Source organism: Psychromonas sp. MME1 (assembly GCF_041080865.1).
Lineage (GTDB): Bacteria > Pseudomonadota > Gammaproteobacteria > Enterobacterales > Psychromonadaceae > Psychromonas.
The window spans coordinates 1,626,125-1,643,651 of the sequence record NZ_CP160906.1; the positions used below are offsets into that span (position 1 = coordinate 1,626,125).

The 17,527-nt window shown below is 38.6% G+C and carries 13 protein-coding genes and 1 pseudogene; 5 read left to right on the top strand and 9 right to left on the bottom strand.

The genetic code is table 11. The features are described from left to right. Window positions 1–26: 26 nt before the first annotated feature. Both AB2N10_RS07455 and metN read right to left on the bottom strand, forming a co-directional pair. Window positions 27–713 carry a methionine ABC transporter permease gene (locus AB2N10_RS07455; protein ID WP_354624344.1) on the bottom strand — a complete coding sequence of 229 codons (687 nt, stop codon included), beginning with the start codon at window positions 711–713 and terminating at the stop codon, window positions 27–29. Next, window positions 703–1,737 carry a methionine ABC transporter ATP-binding protein MetN gene (gene metN / locus AB2N10_RS07460; protein WP_369434577.1) on the bottom strand — a complete coding sequence of 345 codons (1,035 nt, stop codon included), beginning with the start codon at window positions 1,735–1,737 and terminating at the stop codon, window positions 703–705. The genes AB2N10_RS07455 and metN overlap by 11 nt, the downstream gene beginning before the upstream one ends. A 508-nt stretch (window positions 1,738–2,245) precedes the next feature. Here metN and AB2N10_RS07465 point away from each other — a divergent pair. Beyond that, window positions 2,246–3,292: an efflux RND transporter periplasmic adaptor subunit gene (locus AB2N10_RS07465; protein ID WP_354624341.1), complete on the top strand. Its 1,047-nt coding sequence runs from the start codon at window positions 2,246–2,248 to the stop codon at window positions 3,290–3,292. Further along, window positions 3,289–6,396, top strand: coding sequence for an efflux RND transporter permease subunit (locus AB2N10_RS07470; protein ID WP_354624340.1), 3,108 nt, complete (start codon window positions 3,289–3,291; stop codon window positions 6,394–6,396). Before AB2N10_RS07465 ends, AB2N10_RS07470 begins: the two co-directional genes overlap by 4 nt. A gap of 111 nt (window positions 6,397–6,507) precedes the next feature. Here the strand turns inward: AB2N10_RS07470 and AB2N10_RS07475 are convergent, their stop codons facing one another. Beyond that, a complete protein-coding gene (locus tag AB2N10_RS07475; protein ID WP_354624339.1) occupies window positions 6,508–7,365 on the bottom strand; it encodes a hypothetical protein in 858 nt (285 codons plus the stop codon). A 689-nt stretch (window positions 7,366–8,054) separates the two neighbouring features. On the opposite strand from AB2N10_RS07475, the gene AB2N10_RS07480 reads away from it, so the two are divergent. After that, window positions 8,055–8,666, top strand: coding sequence for a PEP-CTERM sorting domain-containing protein (locus tag AB2N10_RS07480; protein ID WP_354624338.1), 612 nt, complete (start codon window positions 8,055–8,057; stop codon window positions 8,664–8,666). Window positions 8,667–9,026: 360 nt separating this feature from the next. Here AB2N10_RS07480 and AB2N10_RS07485 read toward each other — a convergent pair whose 3' ends face one another. Both AB2N10_RS07485 and AB2N10_RS07490 read right to left on the bottom strand, forming a co-directional pair. Further along, window positions 9,027–10,022: a hypothetical protein gene (locus tag AB2N10_RS07485; protein WP_354624337.1), complete on the bottom strand. Its 996-nt coding sequence runs from the start codon at window positions 10,020–10,022 to the stop codon at window positions 9,027–9,029. Window positions 10,023–10,118: 96 nt separating this feature from the next. Then, a pseudogene (locus AB2N10_RS07490) lies at window positions 10,119–11,030 on the bottom strand (PHP domain-containing protein); the annotation flags it as partial. Window positions 11,031–11,276: 246 nt separating this feature from the next. Between AB2N10_RS07490 and AB2N10_RS07495 the strand changes: the two are divergent. After that, window positions 11,277–12,164: a site-specific integrase gene (locus tag AB2N10_RS07495; RefSeq protein WP_354624506.1), complete on the top strand. Its 888-nt coding sequence runs from the start codon at window positions 11,277–11,279 to the stop codon at window positions 12,162–12,164. Further along, window positions 12,161–13,210 carry a transposase gene (locus AB2N10_RS07500; protein WP_354624507.1) on the top strand — a complete coding sequence of 350 codons (1,050 nt, stop codon included), beginning with the start codon at window positions 12,161–12,163 and terminating at the stop codon, window positions 13,208–13,210. Before AB2N10_RS07495 ends, AB2N10_RS07500 begins: the two co-directional genes overlap by 4 nt. Before the next feature lie 332 nt (window positions 13,211–13,542). Here AB2N10_RS07500 and AB2N10_RS07505 read toward each other — a convergent pair whose 3' ends face one another. The 4 genes from AB2N10_RS07505 to AB2N10_RS07520 all read right to left on the bottom strand — a co-directional run bounded on the left by AB2N10_RS07505 (window position 13,543) and on the right by AB2N10_RS07520 (window position 17,492). Beyond that, window positions 13,543–14,235, bottom strand: coding sequence for a hypothetical protein (locus AB2N10_RS07505; protein ID WP_369434578.1), 693 nt, complete (start codon window positions 14,233–14,235; stop codon window positions 13,543–13,545). A 1,018-nt stretch (window positions 14,236–15,253) separates the two neighbouring features. Next, window positions 15,254–15,643, bottom strand: coding sequence for a hypothetical protein (locus AB2N10_RS07510; protein WP_369434579.1), 390 nt, complete (start codon window positions 15,641–15,643; stop codon window positions 15,254–15,256). Between the two features lie 96 nt (window positions 15,644–15,739). Continuing rightward, window positions 15,740–16,027, bottom strand: a complete 288-nt coding sequence (locus tag AB2N10_RS07515) for a hypothetical protein (protein ID WP_354624328.1) — start codon at window positions 16,025–16,027, stop codon at window positions 15,740–15,742. A 1,135-nt stretch (window positions 16,028–17,162) separates the two neighbouring features. After that, window positions 17,163–17,492: a YbaB/EbfC family nucleoid-associated protein gene (locus AB2N10_RS07520; protein ID WP_354624327.1), complete on the bottom strand. Its 330-nt coding sequence runs from the start codon at window positions 17,490–17,492 to the stop codon at window positions 17,163–17,165. Window positions 17,493–17,527: the final 35 nt, after the last annotated feature.

Consider the following 17,527-nt stretch of genomic DNA (forward strand, 5'->3'; position numbering starts at 1 on the left):
TGTAGTTTTAGTTGTAATAAAAGCGCTTAGCGATGATCAACATGCTTAACTAAATAATCACCGACAGATTGAATGAGTTGTACCAAAATCACCAAAATAACAACGGTTATCAGCATCACTGAGCCATCAAAGCGTTGGTAACCGTAACGAATACCAACGTCACCAAGGCCACCGCCACCAACCGTTCCCGCCATCGCCGAATAACCTACTAACGTAACGAGGGTGATCGTCGCTGCATTAATGATACCGGGAAGCGCCTCTGGTAATAGTACTTTAGTGATAATCTGCGCAGGTTTAGCGCCCATCGCCTGAGCTGCTTCAATCAACCCCGACGGCACCTCAAGTAACGCCCCTTCAACAAGACGCGCAATGAATGGAATCGCAGCAATAGTGAGAGGGACAATCGCCGCTGCCGTGCCAATTGAGCTACCAACCAGAAAACGAGTAAACGGAATAATAGCGACCAACAAAATAATAAAGGGGATAGAACGCCCCATATTAACCACGGTTGACAATATTTTATTAAGCGCATGATTTTCTAATAGGCCTGATTTTTTACTTAAATGTAATAAAATACCGAGCGGAATACCAAATAAAAAACCCACGAATCCAGAAGTAAACACCATGGCTAATGTTTGCCCTAGCGCGTCCACTAATAGTGCGATAAGGCGATCATTGTTAGCCCACCAGCTAAAAATTGAATCAAGCGACATATCCTAATACCTCTATTTCTATGTTGTGCTCTTTAAGAAAAGCGATTGCTTTATCTGCATCTTCTTCTGTGCCGAAAAATTCCGCTAACATAAGACCAAATTTAACCCCACCAACGTAATCCATATTTGAACTAAGAATACTAATATCAATATTAAATAGTCGCGCAACTTGGCTGATCAATGGCGCATCAACGGAAGCGCCTGTAAATTCTAAACGGACTAATGGGTAACTATTTTCAGTACGAGCTGCTAATAGGCGTTCGCTGTAATCGATAGGTATCGAAAGATCTAATGTCGAACGAATAAAATCACGTGCTAAAGCACTTTTTGGGTGGGCGAAAATATCGCCAACCGCGCCCTGTTCAACTAATTTGCCACCGCCAATAATGGCAACTTCACTACAAATTCCTTTGACCACGGCCATCTCATGCGTGATGAGTAAAATAGTCAGGTTTAATTCTTTATTGATCTTTTTAAGAAGCTCTAATATGGACTGTGTCGTCGCGGGATCAAGCGCACTGGTTGCCTCATCGCAAAGTAATACTTTAGGATCAGAGGCTAAAGCGCGGGCAATCGCAACACGTTGTTTTTGCCCTCCACTTAAATTAGCAGGATAGGTATCACGCTTATCACTCAGCCCCACCAGCGCCAACAGGCTCTCGACCTTAGCCTTTATCGTTTTTTTATTTACCCCCGCCAATTTTAAAGGGAGGCTAATATTATCAAAAACAGTACATGATGAAAGCAGGTTAAAATGTTGAAATATCATGCCTATTTTACGACGCGTTAATGTCAATTGCTGATTAGAAAGTGCAGTTAAATCAATCCCATCGACGATAACCTGACCACTACTTGGCCGCTCTAATAAATTCACACAACGAATTAAAGTACTTTTACCTGCACCAGAGGAGCCAATAACGCCATATATACAACCTTCAGCGATATTAAGATTAATATCGCTAAGCGCATGGATAGCTTTATCTCCCTGATAAAAAACTTTATTTACACTTTTTATTTCTATCATCAAATGTCCTGAATTTAATTAAGAGTCGATTACTGTTATGTTTGTCATCATCGCAAAGCGGGACATGAGTACATAAATAAAAACCGATAGTAAGACGTCTAGACGTCCAAGTCAATCAATGCTTAGCAACTAAGTAAAATTTTATAATTTCATGGACGCAACGCCCTTTTACTTGATGATCTTTTTATGGGCAGTAACATCGAGCATTACAATCAGTGATGTTTGCTTCACATTTATTAAACAGTCGCGGGTTAATAGTAGTCATGCCTTTAACGATATGACCAATTTAAGTGAGGGAAATAAATGGATGATTGCCACTGACAAGGCATACCGAGGTAAGATGGGAATCTCTGTTCGGACACTATTTTACTTCTATAAATCCCCCCTTTGAGATAACATAAAGGCAGAGAAATACCTTTTATATTTCACTCAATTTTCTACTTAGCATCCCCCCATTACATTAACCGGGCTATCGCTAAGCATCATTTATAAACAGCAAGAGCAAAGCATGAAAAAATACCTTTTATTAACAGTGATAATCGCATTGTTTTTAATAGGATGGACCCTTATCAATAACCAAGATGGTGAAAATAAAAACAAGCAAACCAACACCGCTTCGCCAACACATTCCGTGGAAGTCGTACGCGTTGATAAACAGGTATTACATGAAAAAGTCCCCCTATTAGGGACGGTATTTGCGATTAATTCCATCGAGGTTAAACCTGAATCCGAAGGGAAAATAAAATCGATTCATGTTAAATCTGGTCAAATGATAGAAAAAGGCAGTGTGATGGTGGAACTCGATGATCGCCACCAACTTGCTGTTGTCAATCGTGAGCAGGCGCGCTTAGTTGACTACCAACGCCAATATAACAACTATCGGGCCCTTTTTAAAACCGGGGCGGTAACACAAGCAACACTAGAAAGTGCTGAAACACAATGGCTTATTCAACAAGCCGAATTGTCATTAGCAAAAGCAGCTTTACAAGATAAAACCATCGTAGCACCCTTTTCTGGGAAACTAGGCTTAGTTGATTTAAGTCGCGGTCAATTGGTTACACCGAATACGGTATTAACCACCCTTGATGATGCGTCACAATTACGTCTTAACGTACCTATCGCAGCTCGCCACATTAATTTACTAAAAGAAAAACAACAAGTTAAAATCAGCAGCACAGAACTAACTGCTGAAGATAAAATAGCCATACTAAGCAGTATCGATAGTCGCGTAAAAAATCATAACCTCAATGTTTACCTTCAATTTAACATTGATAATAGTGACATGGCACTGACACCGGGTAGTTTGGTGACGGCTGACATCCTGCTCAATAAACCTGCAGAGTTATTGATACCACTGCAATCAATCGTTTATCAAGGACACCAACGCTTTGTCTACCGTATCGCCAACAATATCGCAGAAAAAGTAGAAGTGACACTGGGTGAGCGAAATGGCAAAAAAGTACAAGCATTAACGGGTTTATCACCTAACGATAGCATTGTTTATAAAGGCACAGTCAAACTGCAGGATGGCGCAAAAGTTGTTATAAAATCATGAGAATCTCTGATTTTGCAATGTATAGGCCTATTTCGGCAATTGTATTAAGCATTTTATTAGTGCTATTTGGAATGGTAGGTTTTGACTTATTACCAGTTCGTGAAATGCCAGATATCGAAAGTCCAATCGTTTCAATTGGCACCCCCTATAGAGGAAGTGCTTCGTCTATCGTTGAAACACAAATAACAAAACCGATTGAAAATGAGCTCAGTGGAATAGACGGGATTGACTATATCTGGTCATCGTCGTGGGATGGCTGGTCTGGTATTAACATCGCATTTAAGCAAGGTCATGACATGATTGAAGCCGTCAGTGATGTTCGTGATGCAGTCAATCGAGCACGAAATCGTTTACCAGATGATGTAGATGAACCCGTAGTACGTAAAAACGACAGTGATGGTGCGCCGATGATGTGGCTGAATCTAACCAGCAGCAAAATAGATCGTGTTGCATTAAGTGATTATGCCGAGCGCGTTTTAGTCGAACGATTAAGTTTATTACCGGGTGTGAGTACGATAAATATGTCCGGTGGTGTAGAACGCGTTTTATATATCGAGCTTAACCCCATTGAATTAGCTGCACGGGGGTTAACAACGAATGATATTACCCATGCATTACAGGAAGAAAACATACAACTACCTGCGGGCTATGTGCGTAATGATAGCCTTAACCTTGTTGTACGTATGGAACGTTTATATCAACACGCTGAGGATTTTTATAACCTTAAAGTGACTGAGATTGGCGGTAGCGCTGTTTTCTTATCCGACGTGGCCAATATTTATGTCGGTGCAAAGCAGGAAACCACTACATTTAAAGCGAATAATATCGACAGTCTCGGTTTGGGCATAATCGCGATGTCACAAGCCAACCCGCTGGATGTCTCTAAAGCAGTGAAGCAAGAGTTAACCCATTTGCAAAACTTCTTACCAGAAGGAACAACGTTACAGGTTGATTATGATAGTACCGTATTCATTGACGCCGCAATAAAAGAAGTTTATCAAACATTACTGATCACCGCGTTGTTAGTGATTGCAGTGCTATACCTATTTTTAGGCCGACTTGCCACCACCATTATTCCGGCGCTAACGGTTCCCATTTCCTTAGTTGCGGCCTTTTCTGTTGCTTACCTATTTGGATACAGCATTAACCTAGTAACCTTAATGGCGTTAATTTTAGCGATTGGGCTGGTAGTCGATGATGCGATTGTCGTTGTTGAAAACATTATCCGTCATCGGCAGCTCGGTGAATCACCAATGATAGCAGCCTTTAAAGGTGCCAAAGAACTAAACTTCGCTGTGATTGCAACCACGGTGGTATTAGTAATGGTATTTTTGCCACTCATTTTCATGGATGGAAAAATTGGAGAACTCTTCACTGAATTTGCGGTACTACTTTCTGCAGCAATTATTATTTCATCTATATTGGCATTAACAATTGTGCCTGTACTCGCTGAAAAAATATTAGCAAGCCCCCTCTATTCCGCCCAGCCAAGTAAATTATGCGCCATTATCGATAAGGCGATGTTAGTGTTAGGCCGTTTATATCGTCTGACATTACATTTTTTACTTAAACGACATTACCTCTCGTTCATGGTAATGCTACTCTGTTTTGTCGCACTTTTTTACAGTTATCAAGCACAGCAATTAGCATTAGCCCCCACCGAAGACAGAGGTGTGATTAATATTTATGTCGGCGGCACAGAAGCGACTAGCTACGATAGAATGATAAAAAGTATGGAACAAATCAATTCAAAATTATTGCCACTTGCCACTGATGATGGCCCTATTGATTCTCTTAATTATTCTGCACCTGCATTTGGTTCATGGGCAGACCACCAAGGCTACTTTATTATCCGTTTGAAAGATTGGGCAGATCGCACCATGAGCGCCGCTTCTGTCGTTGATAAAATTAGATCATTAACCCATGATATAACGGATGTACAAGTTCACCCTTACGTACCTGGTATGGGCGGTAACTCTAGTGAGCCTGTTGCCTTCGTGGTGCAGGGCGAGGATTATGATGCACTCTATACTTATGCGCTCGCGTTACAACGTGATGCTGAACAAAGTGGACTGATGGATGGCGTTAAGTTGGATTACAACCCCACAACCCCCGAAATAATCGTACATGTTAATCGCTTAGTTGCAAGAGAGTTAGGTATCAGTGTGAGCGAAATTGCAACCGCGTTAGAGGTGTTTTTAGGAGGGCAAAGCCAAACTCGCTTTGAAGAGCGTGGTGAAGAGTATGACGTATACCTTAAAGCCAATGAAAGATATTTCAATGCAGCAAATGATTTAAGCAAAATATATTTACGGTCAAAAGAAGGGACATTAGTTTCACTTGATACCTTGATAACGACGGAAGAAAGAGCTTCTGCTCGTGGCTTATTTCACTTTCAGAAGAAAAAAGCGATAACACTCAAAGCCAGTTTAATTAATGATGCGAGTTTGGGAGAAGCATTAGAATATTTAAATGGGCAGGCAAATAAATTGTTACCGACTGGCTATACCTATGATTACTCTGGTGAATCAAAATCTTATTATGACAATCAAAGGGAAGTTTGGCTTTTGTTTGTAATGGCTTTATTCGTTTGTTACCTCGTTTTAGCTGCTCAGTTTGAAAGCTTTGTGAGCCCTGCTGTGGTGATGTTAACCGTACCAATCGGACTATTAGGGGGACTATTAGCCGTTTTACTCGCAGGTGAAACCTTTAACTTATACAGCCAATTAGCCATGTTAATGTTAATTGGTATGGCAACTAAAAACGGGATCTTAATTGTTGAGTTTGCCAATCAATTACGAGGGCAAGGACAGCGAGTAAAAGAAGCGGTTATTAATGCAGCAGAACAACGCCTGAGACCAATATTAATGACGACAATCACCACACTTTTAGGGGCTGTTCCCATGCTTATTGCATCGGGATCCGGTGCTGAAACTCGATTTGCTGTTGGTGTTGTACTCTTCGGAGGCATGTTATTAGCGACGCTAGTGACATTATTTATTGTACCGAGTTTATATTCATTAGTTGGCCATCTCAGCCACTCACCACAGGTACGCGTTGATGCCTTAGATAAAGCCTTAACGGAGGGACAATCGAAGGATTAGTAGTGCCAAAAAATAGCTTTCTAAGATCATCGCGAGACAAATAAGCAAGGACCAAAAAGATAACAGAAAGGTTACGGCCTGTACTACACGACGCTAACGTGGTTGAAAATCCTATTTGTCTTTTAACCACCAACTTGAATCAGGATCTTCTGTTCCCTCAGAAAGGGTAGGATTTTTTAATATAAATATTTTTCTGTTATGCAATGCAGCCTGCTCAATAATAGCCGCATGATGCTTTAAAAAAAGCGCTTTAAAAGTTCCATCTTGAAGCGCAAGATTCAAGCCTCGCTCAATTCTGTCGGCAAGCTTCAGATTAGATTTATTAACAAAAAAATAGACGGGATAAGGATAGTAAAGAGCAATGTAGGGATCAACGGTAAGTGCTGGGAATCTCTTCTCTCTCTGAGATATTTCATGCCACGCTTCATTGACTCCTCTTGGGAAATAATCAAACCTTTTAGCATCCAACATGCTAAATAAATTTTCATATTCAGTGGTTCCGACTGTAGGTATGTTGTTAATTCTGAGAATATCCATATCAGCCCATTGATTACCAAAGCCCGCTTTATATTCTGCTATTAACTGATCAATTGATTCAATTTTAGCAAAATCAGGTAAACTCTGTTTTCTAATTATAGATATTCGATAACCGAGCAACCCCCTGAGAATCGGAATTTTAACAGCTAAAAATGTTGATTCTCTTTCTCGGTTTGTCGGCAAAAAAACTACATTTACTTTTTCCCCTTTAGCCAGAAAACGAAGGCCTCTGCTCTGTGGCATTTTTATGTCGAGAGGCGCAAGCGAATAAGGTCCGTCACTTTCTATTGTTTTATCCATGGCAAGTTTAAGCAGATTAATACGGTAGTCGTAACGCTCATCGGTTTGAAAATATTTTAAAGATAGCGGTTCAGAAAATACTATGGCGCTGAATAATGAGATTGTTATTAACAACAGAAATGTTTTTTTCACATTTACGCTTCCAGAGTTAATTTTTTACCCGCGATAACAGTAAAAAACATGTGCACCAATCTTATTTGACGACCTTATCAACAAACCTTTCACTTCACTATTAGATATCTTGATTACCTAAGACTCTCGATTAAAAAATGCATAAACTCTAGTATAAAAATACTCGTACAGATAACACGCAGAACCACTCCTTTCATTTTTATTAATAATCACACTATCTATTAATCATCTGCTAATCAAATGATTCTATAGTATTTTTGAAAAACTTTGATTTGTCGCAGATATAAATACGCTATCTATACCATCACTATCCTCTTATACCAGATTCATATAGACAAAATAAAAATGTTAAAGCGATTCGTTTCTGATTTGACAACATAGGCAATGATTCGCTCACGCCTATATTCACTATTTATGGATTGAGAACAGCAACAGTTATGGAGTAAATTAGCGTGGTAACTGGCACAGCAATAATCGCATTACTCTCTGCACCGTAATAACAAATCCTATAATTATCTATACATTAATATTCCAGCCTCTAATTGCAAGTGTCAGTTTTTTTTACACAGACGATTACCCACAACAACAAAAATAAAGTAAATCATTGATAAACAACGGCTTTATTATTTTGGCGTACTTTTTGCTTTTAAATGATTTTATATCAAAATTTTTATTTTAAGGAAGTAAACGTGAAAGGTATCACTAAAATAGTTATGCTCGCATCAGCATTTGCAATCAATACCGTACAAGCAAAACCAGTTACCATCAACTATACCGTAGACAATACCATGCTACATTTAGGTCTTTGTGCCAATACGGGATGTACTGACCTAACAAACCCTACTAATTTTTCTACCTTATTTTCCACAGGAGCAAACGTAAGTAACTGGCAAAATGCAGATTCATTTACGCTTGATTTAGCACCAGGAACCTATGAGTTTGGTTTTGTTGTTAATAATTTTGGTATCGGTAGTACAGGTAATCCAGCAGGTTTACTCGCGGAAATTTTATGGGATGGCAATATCAACGTCTCTTCAAGTGCTTGGGATGTTACAACGAATGGTGTTGATTTCGTTTCTGCTACTGAGTGGGCACGCAATGGAACCGGTATTTGGGGTAATAAACTTTTAGGTGAAATAAGCTCCGATGCAAAATGGTTATGGACTGAAAATAACTTCAGTGATAAAACAGAGAACATTGCAGCATTTAGAACATCAATTACCGTTCCTGCGCCAGCTACGTTAGGTATTCTTGGTCTAGGTCTGTTCGGTTTAGGTTTGTTACGTAAACGTAGCGCATAAAATCGCAGTAATGGCAGATAAAAATCCCGATATAGTCGGGATTTTTTATTTAACTTCACTAATAAAAATAAGCCATTAATTGAGCTAATACTTTTTGAAAATGTAACATTGTCTAAACTAACGAACGAGGACATCCATATCTTTGAGTAACGAACGAGGACATCCATATCTTTTCATTTATAAAAATATAATAGCCATTCTTTTTAAAAATAATCTTAATCAGCGCTTTGCTGTATTTAAATACTTAAATTCCCACACTTGATACTCAATTCAATCTGTTTAATCAAATTTTATTAAAATCAACGCACACCCCCCCCTTAACGCAGTGTTAATAGTTAATAAAAAATAAATGATGGGGAGTTAATGCAGCATACAACTTAGTTTGTTTTGCCCAGATACCCAACATCGGCCTGTATGCTCGGCAAATAATGTCAGCTCTTCAAGTGAGCCCACTGCACCATGGTAATCTTTACCAAAACTCACGGCTAAGGCTAACCACGTGTCACTCTCTAAACCAAGGGTACTTAATAAGCTTGGCAGTTGGCTCGAAATCACGCCGCGCTTATCCTCTCGAATCGCTCGCCCAGTCCAATCAACAAGCTCTAAATAATCGAGCAAGGCATAGGGAATACCTTCGTGGGGCGCATCACATTCTGCCGCTACAAAACCAAATAAGGGTTTACTGTTATCATGGCAATGCAACGCTTCATCGTGACTACATTTACTGTGGATACGCTCAAATATGGACGTAAATTCCGATGTTTCCACACTCTCTGACATTTTTGCCCGCACGGGGTTTAAATCAACATAAGCCATACAAGTTAATAGTGCTTTTTCATCAAGCAATGCTTGCGACTTAAAGCGCCCTTCCCAAAAGCGTCCTTTACAGTTATCTTCGGCGTTCGCTTTGCGGGCAATAAATTCATTTAACGCACGCATGAACCAAGAGATATCAAGCAGGCGATGACGCCATTTGCTGATTATCTCAAGCGCCACCTCTATTTGACCTGCGCAAGTCAGCTCCCCTTTGCGCCATCGCGAAACTATTTCTGAGCCGGAATAAAGTTGATACCAACGTCGGCAAACTTCTTCATCGCTACAGGCGCTAATCTCGGCTTCATTAGCATGTAAAACAAGGTGATAGTGATTAGACATAATCGAATAAGCGCAAACATCAATGGCAAAGATATCACTTAATTGCCGAATACGATCGACCATCCATTGCCGGCGATGTGAATAGTTTTTACCGCTGTAATTATCTTCGCCACACAAAAATGCACGGCGAACACATCGAGAAATGCAATGATAATAAGGCGTGTCCACAAGAGAAATTAACGAAGCACGTGATTGTGTCATACCAAACTCCACAACTGTAAACAAAAACACTGTTTATATAGTAGGTACAATATTCAATTTAGTCAAAAAGATGTGGCTGTCCTGCATTATTTTTCTCTTTCCACTTCCTTTATGGCCTATGATAGTGACAAGCTCACTGTTTAGCGGTATTGCTAAATCCTCAAACCAAATTGAATCATTATCATTTTTACCTGTTCTCTTTATATTAAGCGTTTTAATATATTTAGTTTTATTTTCTCTTACTCTCTTAAGAACACTTGGCTCTTCACCGATGTAAAACCTGCTTTCTGGCTCGTTTAGGGCGTATTTTAGACCTGCGAATGAAGGTTCACCCTTAATCCATAATTTTTGTTTAATCGTGTATTTCTTTATGTTGTGATTATCAGAGCAGATAATCATAGGGATAGTTTTCCCAATATTTGGAAAAACAAATTTCCTATACCCTTCCTGATCCGCTTCCTTTCCAAGCTCATAAATATCAACTGCTTTAGCTATCTCTGTCTTCTGGGCAGTTCCGTGAGGAAGTGAATGTGTAATATTTTCAACAGAACCGCTCTTTTCACCAGCGTGAATTGTTACTATCCCACCCAAACTCTTTACTAATTTTATAGTATCAATTAAATCACAATAAACCTGATTCTCCCTGAGTCCTTCCGAATCAACTTTGTTAATATCTGTCTTGTGTTTAATCTGACCCCATACATGCTCTAAATTAGTGTTCTCAGAAAATATACCAATAAAATGAACAGGATCTTTTCCTCTAGCATCAGAGAGAAATTCAATGCCAGGCAAAACTGTAATACTCTCTTTTTCACCAAGTTCTTTCAATTCACGATATCTATCAATATCAATAACATGGTGGTCTGTAATCGCAAATACTGAAATTGAATTTCGCTTCATTTCCTGAATTATTTCAGCGTTGGAAATTGCCTTGTCTTTATAGTCATATGATGAAGGAGTATGAAAATGTAAATCCCATCTATTCCATTCTGAACCTTTGCTTTCCATCTTGCTTCCTTCAAATAATATAGATATTCAAACTACTACCGTAGTGACTTATCATATAACGCCCACTTAAGCGGACAAAAATTGTTGGCTATAATGTGTAGCGGAGCGAAACGTAGCCAACTGTTTTTGTTCCGTTTAAAGTGCTTGTTGAACGAAGCCGCTGTGCGGCAGAAAAACAAAATATGAACCAACACGCATACTTATATTTGCATCACTTTTCGGTGATGTCTAATAGGAGTATAAGCGATGAACACCTCAGAACAAAAACACTTTAACCTTTTATATCAACAACACTTGACCAACTTAGCATTACAGGGCATGAGACCTGCCACTATTGATGCTTATTCTCGTGCTGTGCGTAGGATAACTACTTTTTTTGACCGCACACCTGACACCCTCACTAAAGCTGATTTGAAATGCTACTTTGCGCAACTCATTCAAACTCACTCTTGGAGTACCATCAAATTAGACCGTAATGGGTTGCAGTTTTTCTACAAGCATACCCTTGAACGCCAGTGGGAATGGTTAAATATTGTCAAACCACCACAAGTAAAACGCATTCCTGATGTCATCACCAACAAGCAGGTTGGCATGTTAATTAGCGCGACGCGTGCTTTACGCTATCAGGTGTTTTTTCTTGTCCTGTACAGCATGGGATTACGGTTAGGTGAAGCCCTTCATTTAACCGTCAACGACATTGATAGCCAAACTATGCAAGTTCATATCCGTGAGGGAAAAGGCGGGAAAGATTGCTTAATCCCCCTTCCCAAACGAACCTTACAGGCTTTGCGCTGTTACTGGAATACACACCGTCACCCGGTCTTATTATTTCCTCGTTTTGGTCAAAACAAACATGTACCCATGGATAAAGGAAGCGTCCAAAAAGCCTTGAAGAAAGTAATGGCTGAGTTAGGGATTAAGAAAAATATAAGTCCACATTCACTGCGACATTGCTTTGCAACACACTTGTTAGAGCAAGGTATTGACCTACGCTCTCTGCAAATATTATTAGGCCATCATAGCCTCAATACCACAGCAAAATACACACAACTCACCACGCTTAAACAAAAAGACAATGTGGCAGCCCTTAACCAACTAACCGATAAATTACCGATTCAATGGGAGGCTTTATGAGCCAATTTATTGCATTACTTGAACGCTACCATGAGCAACTAGAGCAACAATATGGTGGATTATTAAATCAAGATATTCGCCGCGCCATTACCGATATGTTGCACTGTAAAAATGATACAACCCGCACCACACAATGGCACTGCGGACACTGTCAGCATGACCAACAACATCCCGCATCCTGTGGAAACCGAAGTTGCCCACAATGTTTGCATCAAACCACATCGAATTGGCTAGCCAAACAAACTAATAAATTACTACCTGTGCACTATTTTATGGTCACGTTTACCTTACCCTATCAATTTAGAGCCCTTGCTCATAAAAAACCGAAGGCGCTATATAAATTGATGTTTCAAGTAACATCAAACATATTAAAAGACTTTGCCTCACGACAGAATAAAGGTGACTTAGGTTTTACCAGCGTATTACACACACATAATCGTAAAAGAGAATGTCATCCTCATCTACATATCATCGTGCCCAGTGGAAGCTATGATGCAACGAACAAGCAGTGGCATAAAAATGATAAGAAATATCTCTTTAATGAATTGGCACTCGCCAAGGTATGGCGAGCAAGAGTGATTGATGCAATCAATCACCACCCCGAGTTAGCTATGCCCAATGATATTGCTAAAAAATGGGTCGTTGATTGTCGCAAGGTCGGATTTGGTTTGTCATCATTCCAGTATTTATCTCGTTACCTGTACCGTGGCGTGTTACCCGATAAAGACATTATTAATGTCAGCGAAAAAACAGTGACCTTTAGATATAAAGAAGGAGGAACAGATATTATCAAAAAGCGAACATTACCCGTACTTAAATTCTTATGGTTAATCTTACAACATGTATTACCAAAAGGCCTGCAGCGCGTTCGTGATTACGGTTTCTTGAGAGGTAATGCTAAACAACTTCGCTTGCAAATCATGCTGATACTAGGGAGTCATTTAAGCACGGTGGCAATAACACCAAAACGAAAAAAAACCGTCTACATCTGCCCATGTTGTCAGCATGAAATGAGTTTTGTAGGTATAAAGCGACTGAGAAATTAGCGTGTTATCACGCGTGATCTTCTACGAAGAATTCATAACAGAAAGCGAATAAAAAGAGGTGTATTGGCATTCAACCAAAAAAGATAACAGATTGATATAATTGAACTATCAATTGTATATTAGCGAAACTCGCCTAAAGAAAAGTGACAAATTAAATTTAGCCTTCAGCAAAATCCACTATTTACTATAAAGAGAAGCAATTCCCGATCGGGCTTGTTCAACACCCGAATAAGGTGTCGGCTGCGCGACACCTATTCTTGTTTGTTAGCATGCTTTAAATATTGCTGCTTATACACAATATTTACTTCTCTCGTTTTTAGAAAAACCAGCTATTAAAGCAAGCTTGTTTCTACGTTTTCTAATTCATTATCTTTGGTGCAATCAACTACCTCTGTAATTAATAGATATGCCTGATTGAAAATAAATACAAATTCATCATTATTTTCACCAGCAATAATAAAGCATTCGTTAAAGATATTTTCAACATTACGATTGCAGGCTAAATCGCCAAAGACATTGGCACCATGAATTTCTCTATATTTCGTCAACATAACTTTAATTAAATGCGGACTTCCCCACTTAACAAATACAATTTTATGTGTGATATTTAATAAACTTCCATGTTTTTTAAAATATTCCCCTTTTGTAAGGAATACACCATATTCATATATATCTTCACCGTTAAATGGGAGTTTTAATTGGATGCCTTCGGTTGTTTTTTTAACACTTTTTATCATTTTTAAAACGGCATTATTTCCTTTCCCCGCCATTTTAGCCAGTTTACTAACAGCTATGTCTCCATTCTCATTTGGAGAGTTTATTCTTGAAATTAGTCCAAAAAGTTCATCTATTCTGCTTTTTTTAGTATTGCATTTACGGCACACATGGAAATCACCTTGAGCATTTGTTCTTGTCTTACTAACAGCTATTTGTGGAATCATATGCTCAACAGATCGACCATCATCGGCATTCTGTGATTTTTTTATTTTGATTCCACAATAAACACAGTTTTGACTTTTTATCATATATTACAACTAAATAATGGATGAGGGGACATTGCATGCTAACGCTGCAATAAACGGCGCGTAGGTTGGCGCTGTTTTTGCTGTTTTTTGTTTTTAGCAAAAATCGCGACAGCCGTTATGCGTCCGATTTAATTGCCTTGTTAATTTTTAGCGACTTGTTTGCTGTTCGCCTACAATACACTTAATGCTTGATTTTGTTGTAACTTGAAACAAAAAACGTTTATTTAAAACAGTTTTAATTCAACGAAGTAGCCCAACTGCCAACAACAAAACTTAAATCATAAAATTGGAAAATAAGGAGAATTAAGCAAACCCGTTTAGCACAAACTCAACCGAAATATTGCCCCACTTCCAACTACGATTCAGAAACCCAATTAGCAAACTCGCTCAGGATTGGATTGTGTAAAACACCAAACCAACCCATTTACAATTTCTACATTTCATAATGCGGAGCGAAATTTAACGCTGCAATAAACGGCGCGTAGGTTGGCGCTATTTTTGCTGCTTTTGTTTTTAGCAAAAATCGCGACAGCCGTTATGCGTCCGATTTAATTGCCTTGTTAATTTTTAGCGACTTGTTTGCTCTTAGCCTACAAGACAATTAATGCTTGATTTTGTTGTAACTTGAAACAAAAAACGTTGATTTAAAAAAGATTTAAATCAACGAAGTAGCCCAACTGCCAACAACAAAACGTAAATCATAAAATTGGAAAACAAGGTGAATTAAGCAAGCCCGTTTAGCACAAACTCAACTTCAATATTGCCCCTTTTCCAACTACGATTCAGAAACCCAATTAGCAAACTCGCTCAGGATTGGATTGTGTAAAACACCAAACCAACCCATTTACAATTTCTACATTTCATAATGCGGAGCGAAATTTAACGCCCCTAAACAGTGGCGAGTTTACGAGTCCAATGCCCGCAGCGGAACGCTGTTTTTAGCGGGCATGAACTGCTTTGGTTTGTTAGAGGCTAAACATAGCCGAAAATTCTATAAGGGGCATATAGAAGTCAAACTTCAACTTATCCCAACACTCATATCGCGAAGATAGAGATTATTATTTTTTACTAAGGCAGCGTTATTACCACAAATAGGTAATTGAAAACCGGACTCCCAAGCCGTTAGCGCCACTATATATTCACTGCTCATTTTCATGTTTGAAGGCGATATAACTGTTAATTGCATTGGGACTGACTTGGCAGTGATAACCTTAGGTAGATCGCTACCTTTATAAACAGTCAAAACTTCAAAGTCCACTTCAAATGGACTACCCGTTCTAATTACTTTTACATGTATCAAAGTGTTATTTGAAGAAATAACTTCTTCAAAATTTGAGATCCCTAAACACGAACCTGAAAATACTTTAGAAGAAACAAGTAATAAAAATAGGATAGACAGATATTTCAAGTTTGATTGCCTCTAACGCCTCGTTAAGCGGATAAAAATGGTTGGTTAAAATCGCGTAGCGATAACCAACTGTTTTTATTCCGTTTAAACGACTTGTTATGTTTTGGTTGGCTCTACACACTTGAACTCAAGCGTAGCACTAGCTGATTTTGCAAAGCCTGAATCGCGTAATTCAAGGTTAATAGTTTCAACTTCTTTGTCTTGTTTTTGACAGAAAATATTAGCCTCTTTGTAAGCCTCAACTTTTTCTTCTGCGGCATTCACAAAACCTACCTTTGCACTTTTAACAGATACCATATATTTATTCTTTTCCATTTTGATAACGCCAGTATTGCTACAAGCACTCAAAAAAAGAACAAAAGGTATCAGTATAATTAATCTCACAAATACTCCTTAAAAACATAACAGCTTTATAAATGGCATGATGTAATGCACCGCGCCACTTATCTTATTTAAAATAATCATCACATTATCTATTAATCATCATGTAATCAATCAGTTCGCTAACTATTTGTAAAAACTTTGATTTGAGATAGGTATGACACTGCCACCTATCACCTTTTTGAAATCATGCCCTAACCAACTAATTTATAAAGCAAATTAGAATGTTAACAAATATAACCTGCACGGTGACGTAAAACTCAACGCCACCTATCTCATTTTTGAAAACCATAAAAAACAGGAAAATCACCATTAAATTCAATTGGTTAAGCCTGATTTATAACATAACACCTTCTGAGATAGGTATGACACTGCCACCTATCACCTTTTTGAAATCATGCCCTAAACCACTAATTTATAATGCAAATTAGAATGTTAACAAATATAACCTGCACGGTGACGTAAAACTCAACGCCACCTATCTCATTTTTGAAAACCATAAAAAACAGGAAAATAACCATTAAATTCAATTGGTTAAGCCTGATTTATAATCATAACACCTTCTGAGATAGGTATGACACTGGCACCTATCACCTTTTTGAAATCATGCCCTAACCCACTAATTTATATAGCAAATTAGAATGTTAACAAATATAACCTGCACGGTGAGGTAAAACTCTGCGCCACCTATCTCATTTTTGAAAACGCTAAAAAATAGCAAAATGACCATTAAATTCAATTGGTTAAGCCTGATTTGTAACATAACACCTTCTGAGATAGGTATGACACTGCCACCTATCACCTTTTTGAAATCATGTCCTAACCAACTAATTTATAAAGCAAATTAGAATGTTAACAAATATAACCTGCACGGTGACGCAAAACTCTGCGCCACCTATCTCATTTTTGTGCAACAAACGCGGACATCCATCCCGTTAATTTGTATGGATCCTGAGGAGCTCTAACCGTTGCCCTTGAAATAATTGTCGTACAAGTAAAATTAATCCCACCCTTTTACTCAAAAAATCCGTATTCATTGGCTGTTTTTTTTACAAATTGCAGATACAAAAAAAGCTTGCCTCTGCCTACCCCGAAGGTTAAACAAACAACAAGCTATTGAGTTTATTTTAAATAAAACCTAGAACGGCATTTTAAAGCCAGGTGGTAATTCCATCCCCCCCGTTAAGCCACTCATTTTACTTTTACTCATTTCCTCAACACGACGCACTGCATCATTCATTGCTGCTGCGATAAGATCTTCTAACATCTCTTTATCGTCTTCCATTAAACTTGCATCGATATCGACTTTACGCACATTGTGATTACCAAGTAATGTGATTTTTACAAGCCCGGCTCCCGACTCACCCGTTACTTCGGTGTTCGCTATATCTGCCTGTGCTTTTTGCATATTTGCTTGCATCTCTTGCGCTTTTTTCATTAAATCGCCCATGCCTGCTTTATTAAACATATTATCTCTCTTTTAGTCTTGCTGTAAAAAAATTT

Coding starts and splice junctions, on each gene's coding strand:
- AB2N10_RS07455 (WP_354624344.1), bottom strand. CDS start 713: ATGTCGCTTGATTCAATTTTTAGCTGGTGGGCTAACAATGATCGCCTT.
- metN (WP_369434577.1), bottom strand. CDS start 1,737: ATGATAGAAATAAAAAGTGTAAATAAAGTTTTTTATCAGGGAGATAAA.
- AB2N10_RS07465 (WP_354624341.1), top strand. CDS start 2,246: ATGAAAAAATACCTTTTATTAACAGTGATAATCGCATTGTTTTTAATA.
- AB2N10_RS07470 (WP_354624340.1), top strand. CDS start 3,289: ATGAGAATCTCTGATTTTGCAATGTATAGGCCTATTTCGGCAATTGTA.
- AB2N10_RS07485 (WP_354624337.1), bottom strand. CDS start 10,022: ATGACACAATCACGTGCTTCGTTAATTTCTCTTGTGGACACGCCTTAT.
- AB2N10_RS07495 (WP_354624506.1), top strand. CDS start 11,277: ATGAACACCTCAGAACAAAAACACTTTAACCTTTTATATCAACAACAC.
- AB2N10_RS07500 (WP_354624507.1), top strand. CDS start 12,161: ATGAGCCAATTTATTGCATTACTTGAACGCTACCATGAGCAACTAGAG.
- AB2N10_RS07505 (WP_369434578.1), bottom strand. CDS start 14,235: ATGATAAAAAGTCAAAACTGTGTTTATTGTGGAATCAAAATAAAAAAA.
- AB2N10_RS07520 (WP_354624327.1), bottom strand. CDS start 17,492: ATGTTTAATAAAGCAGGCATGGGCGATTTAATGAAAAAAGCGCAAGAG.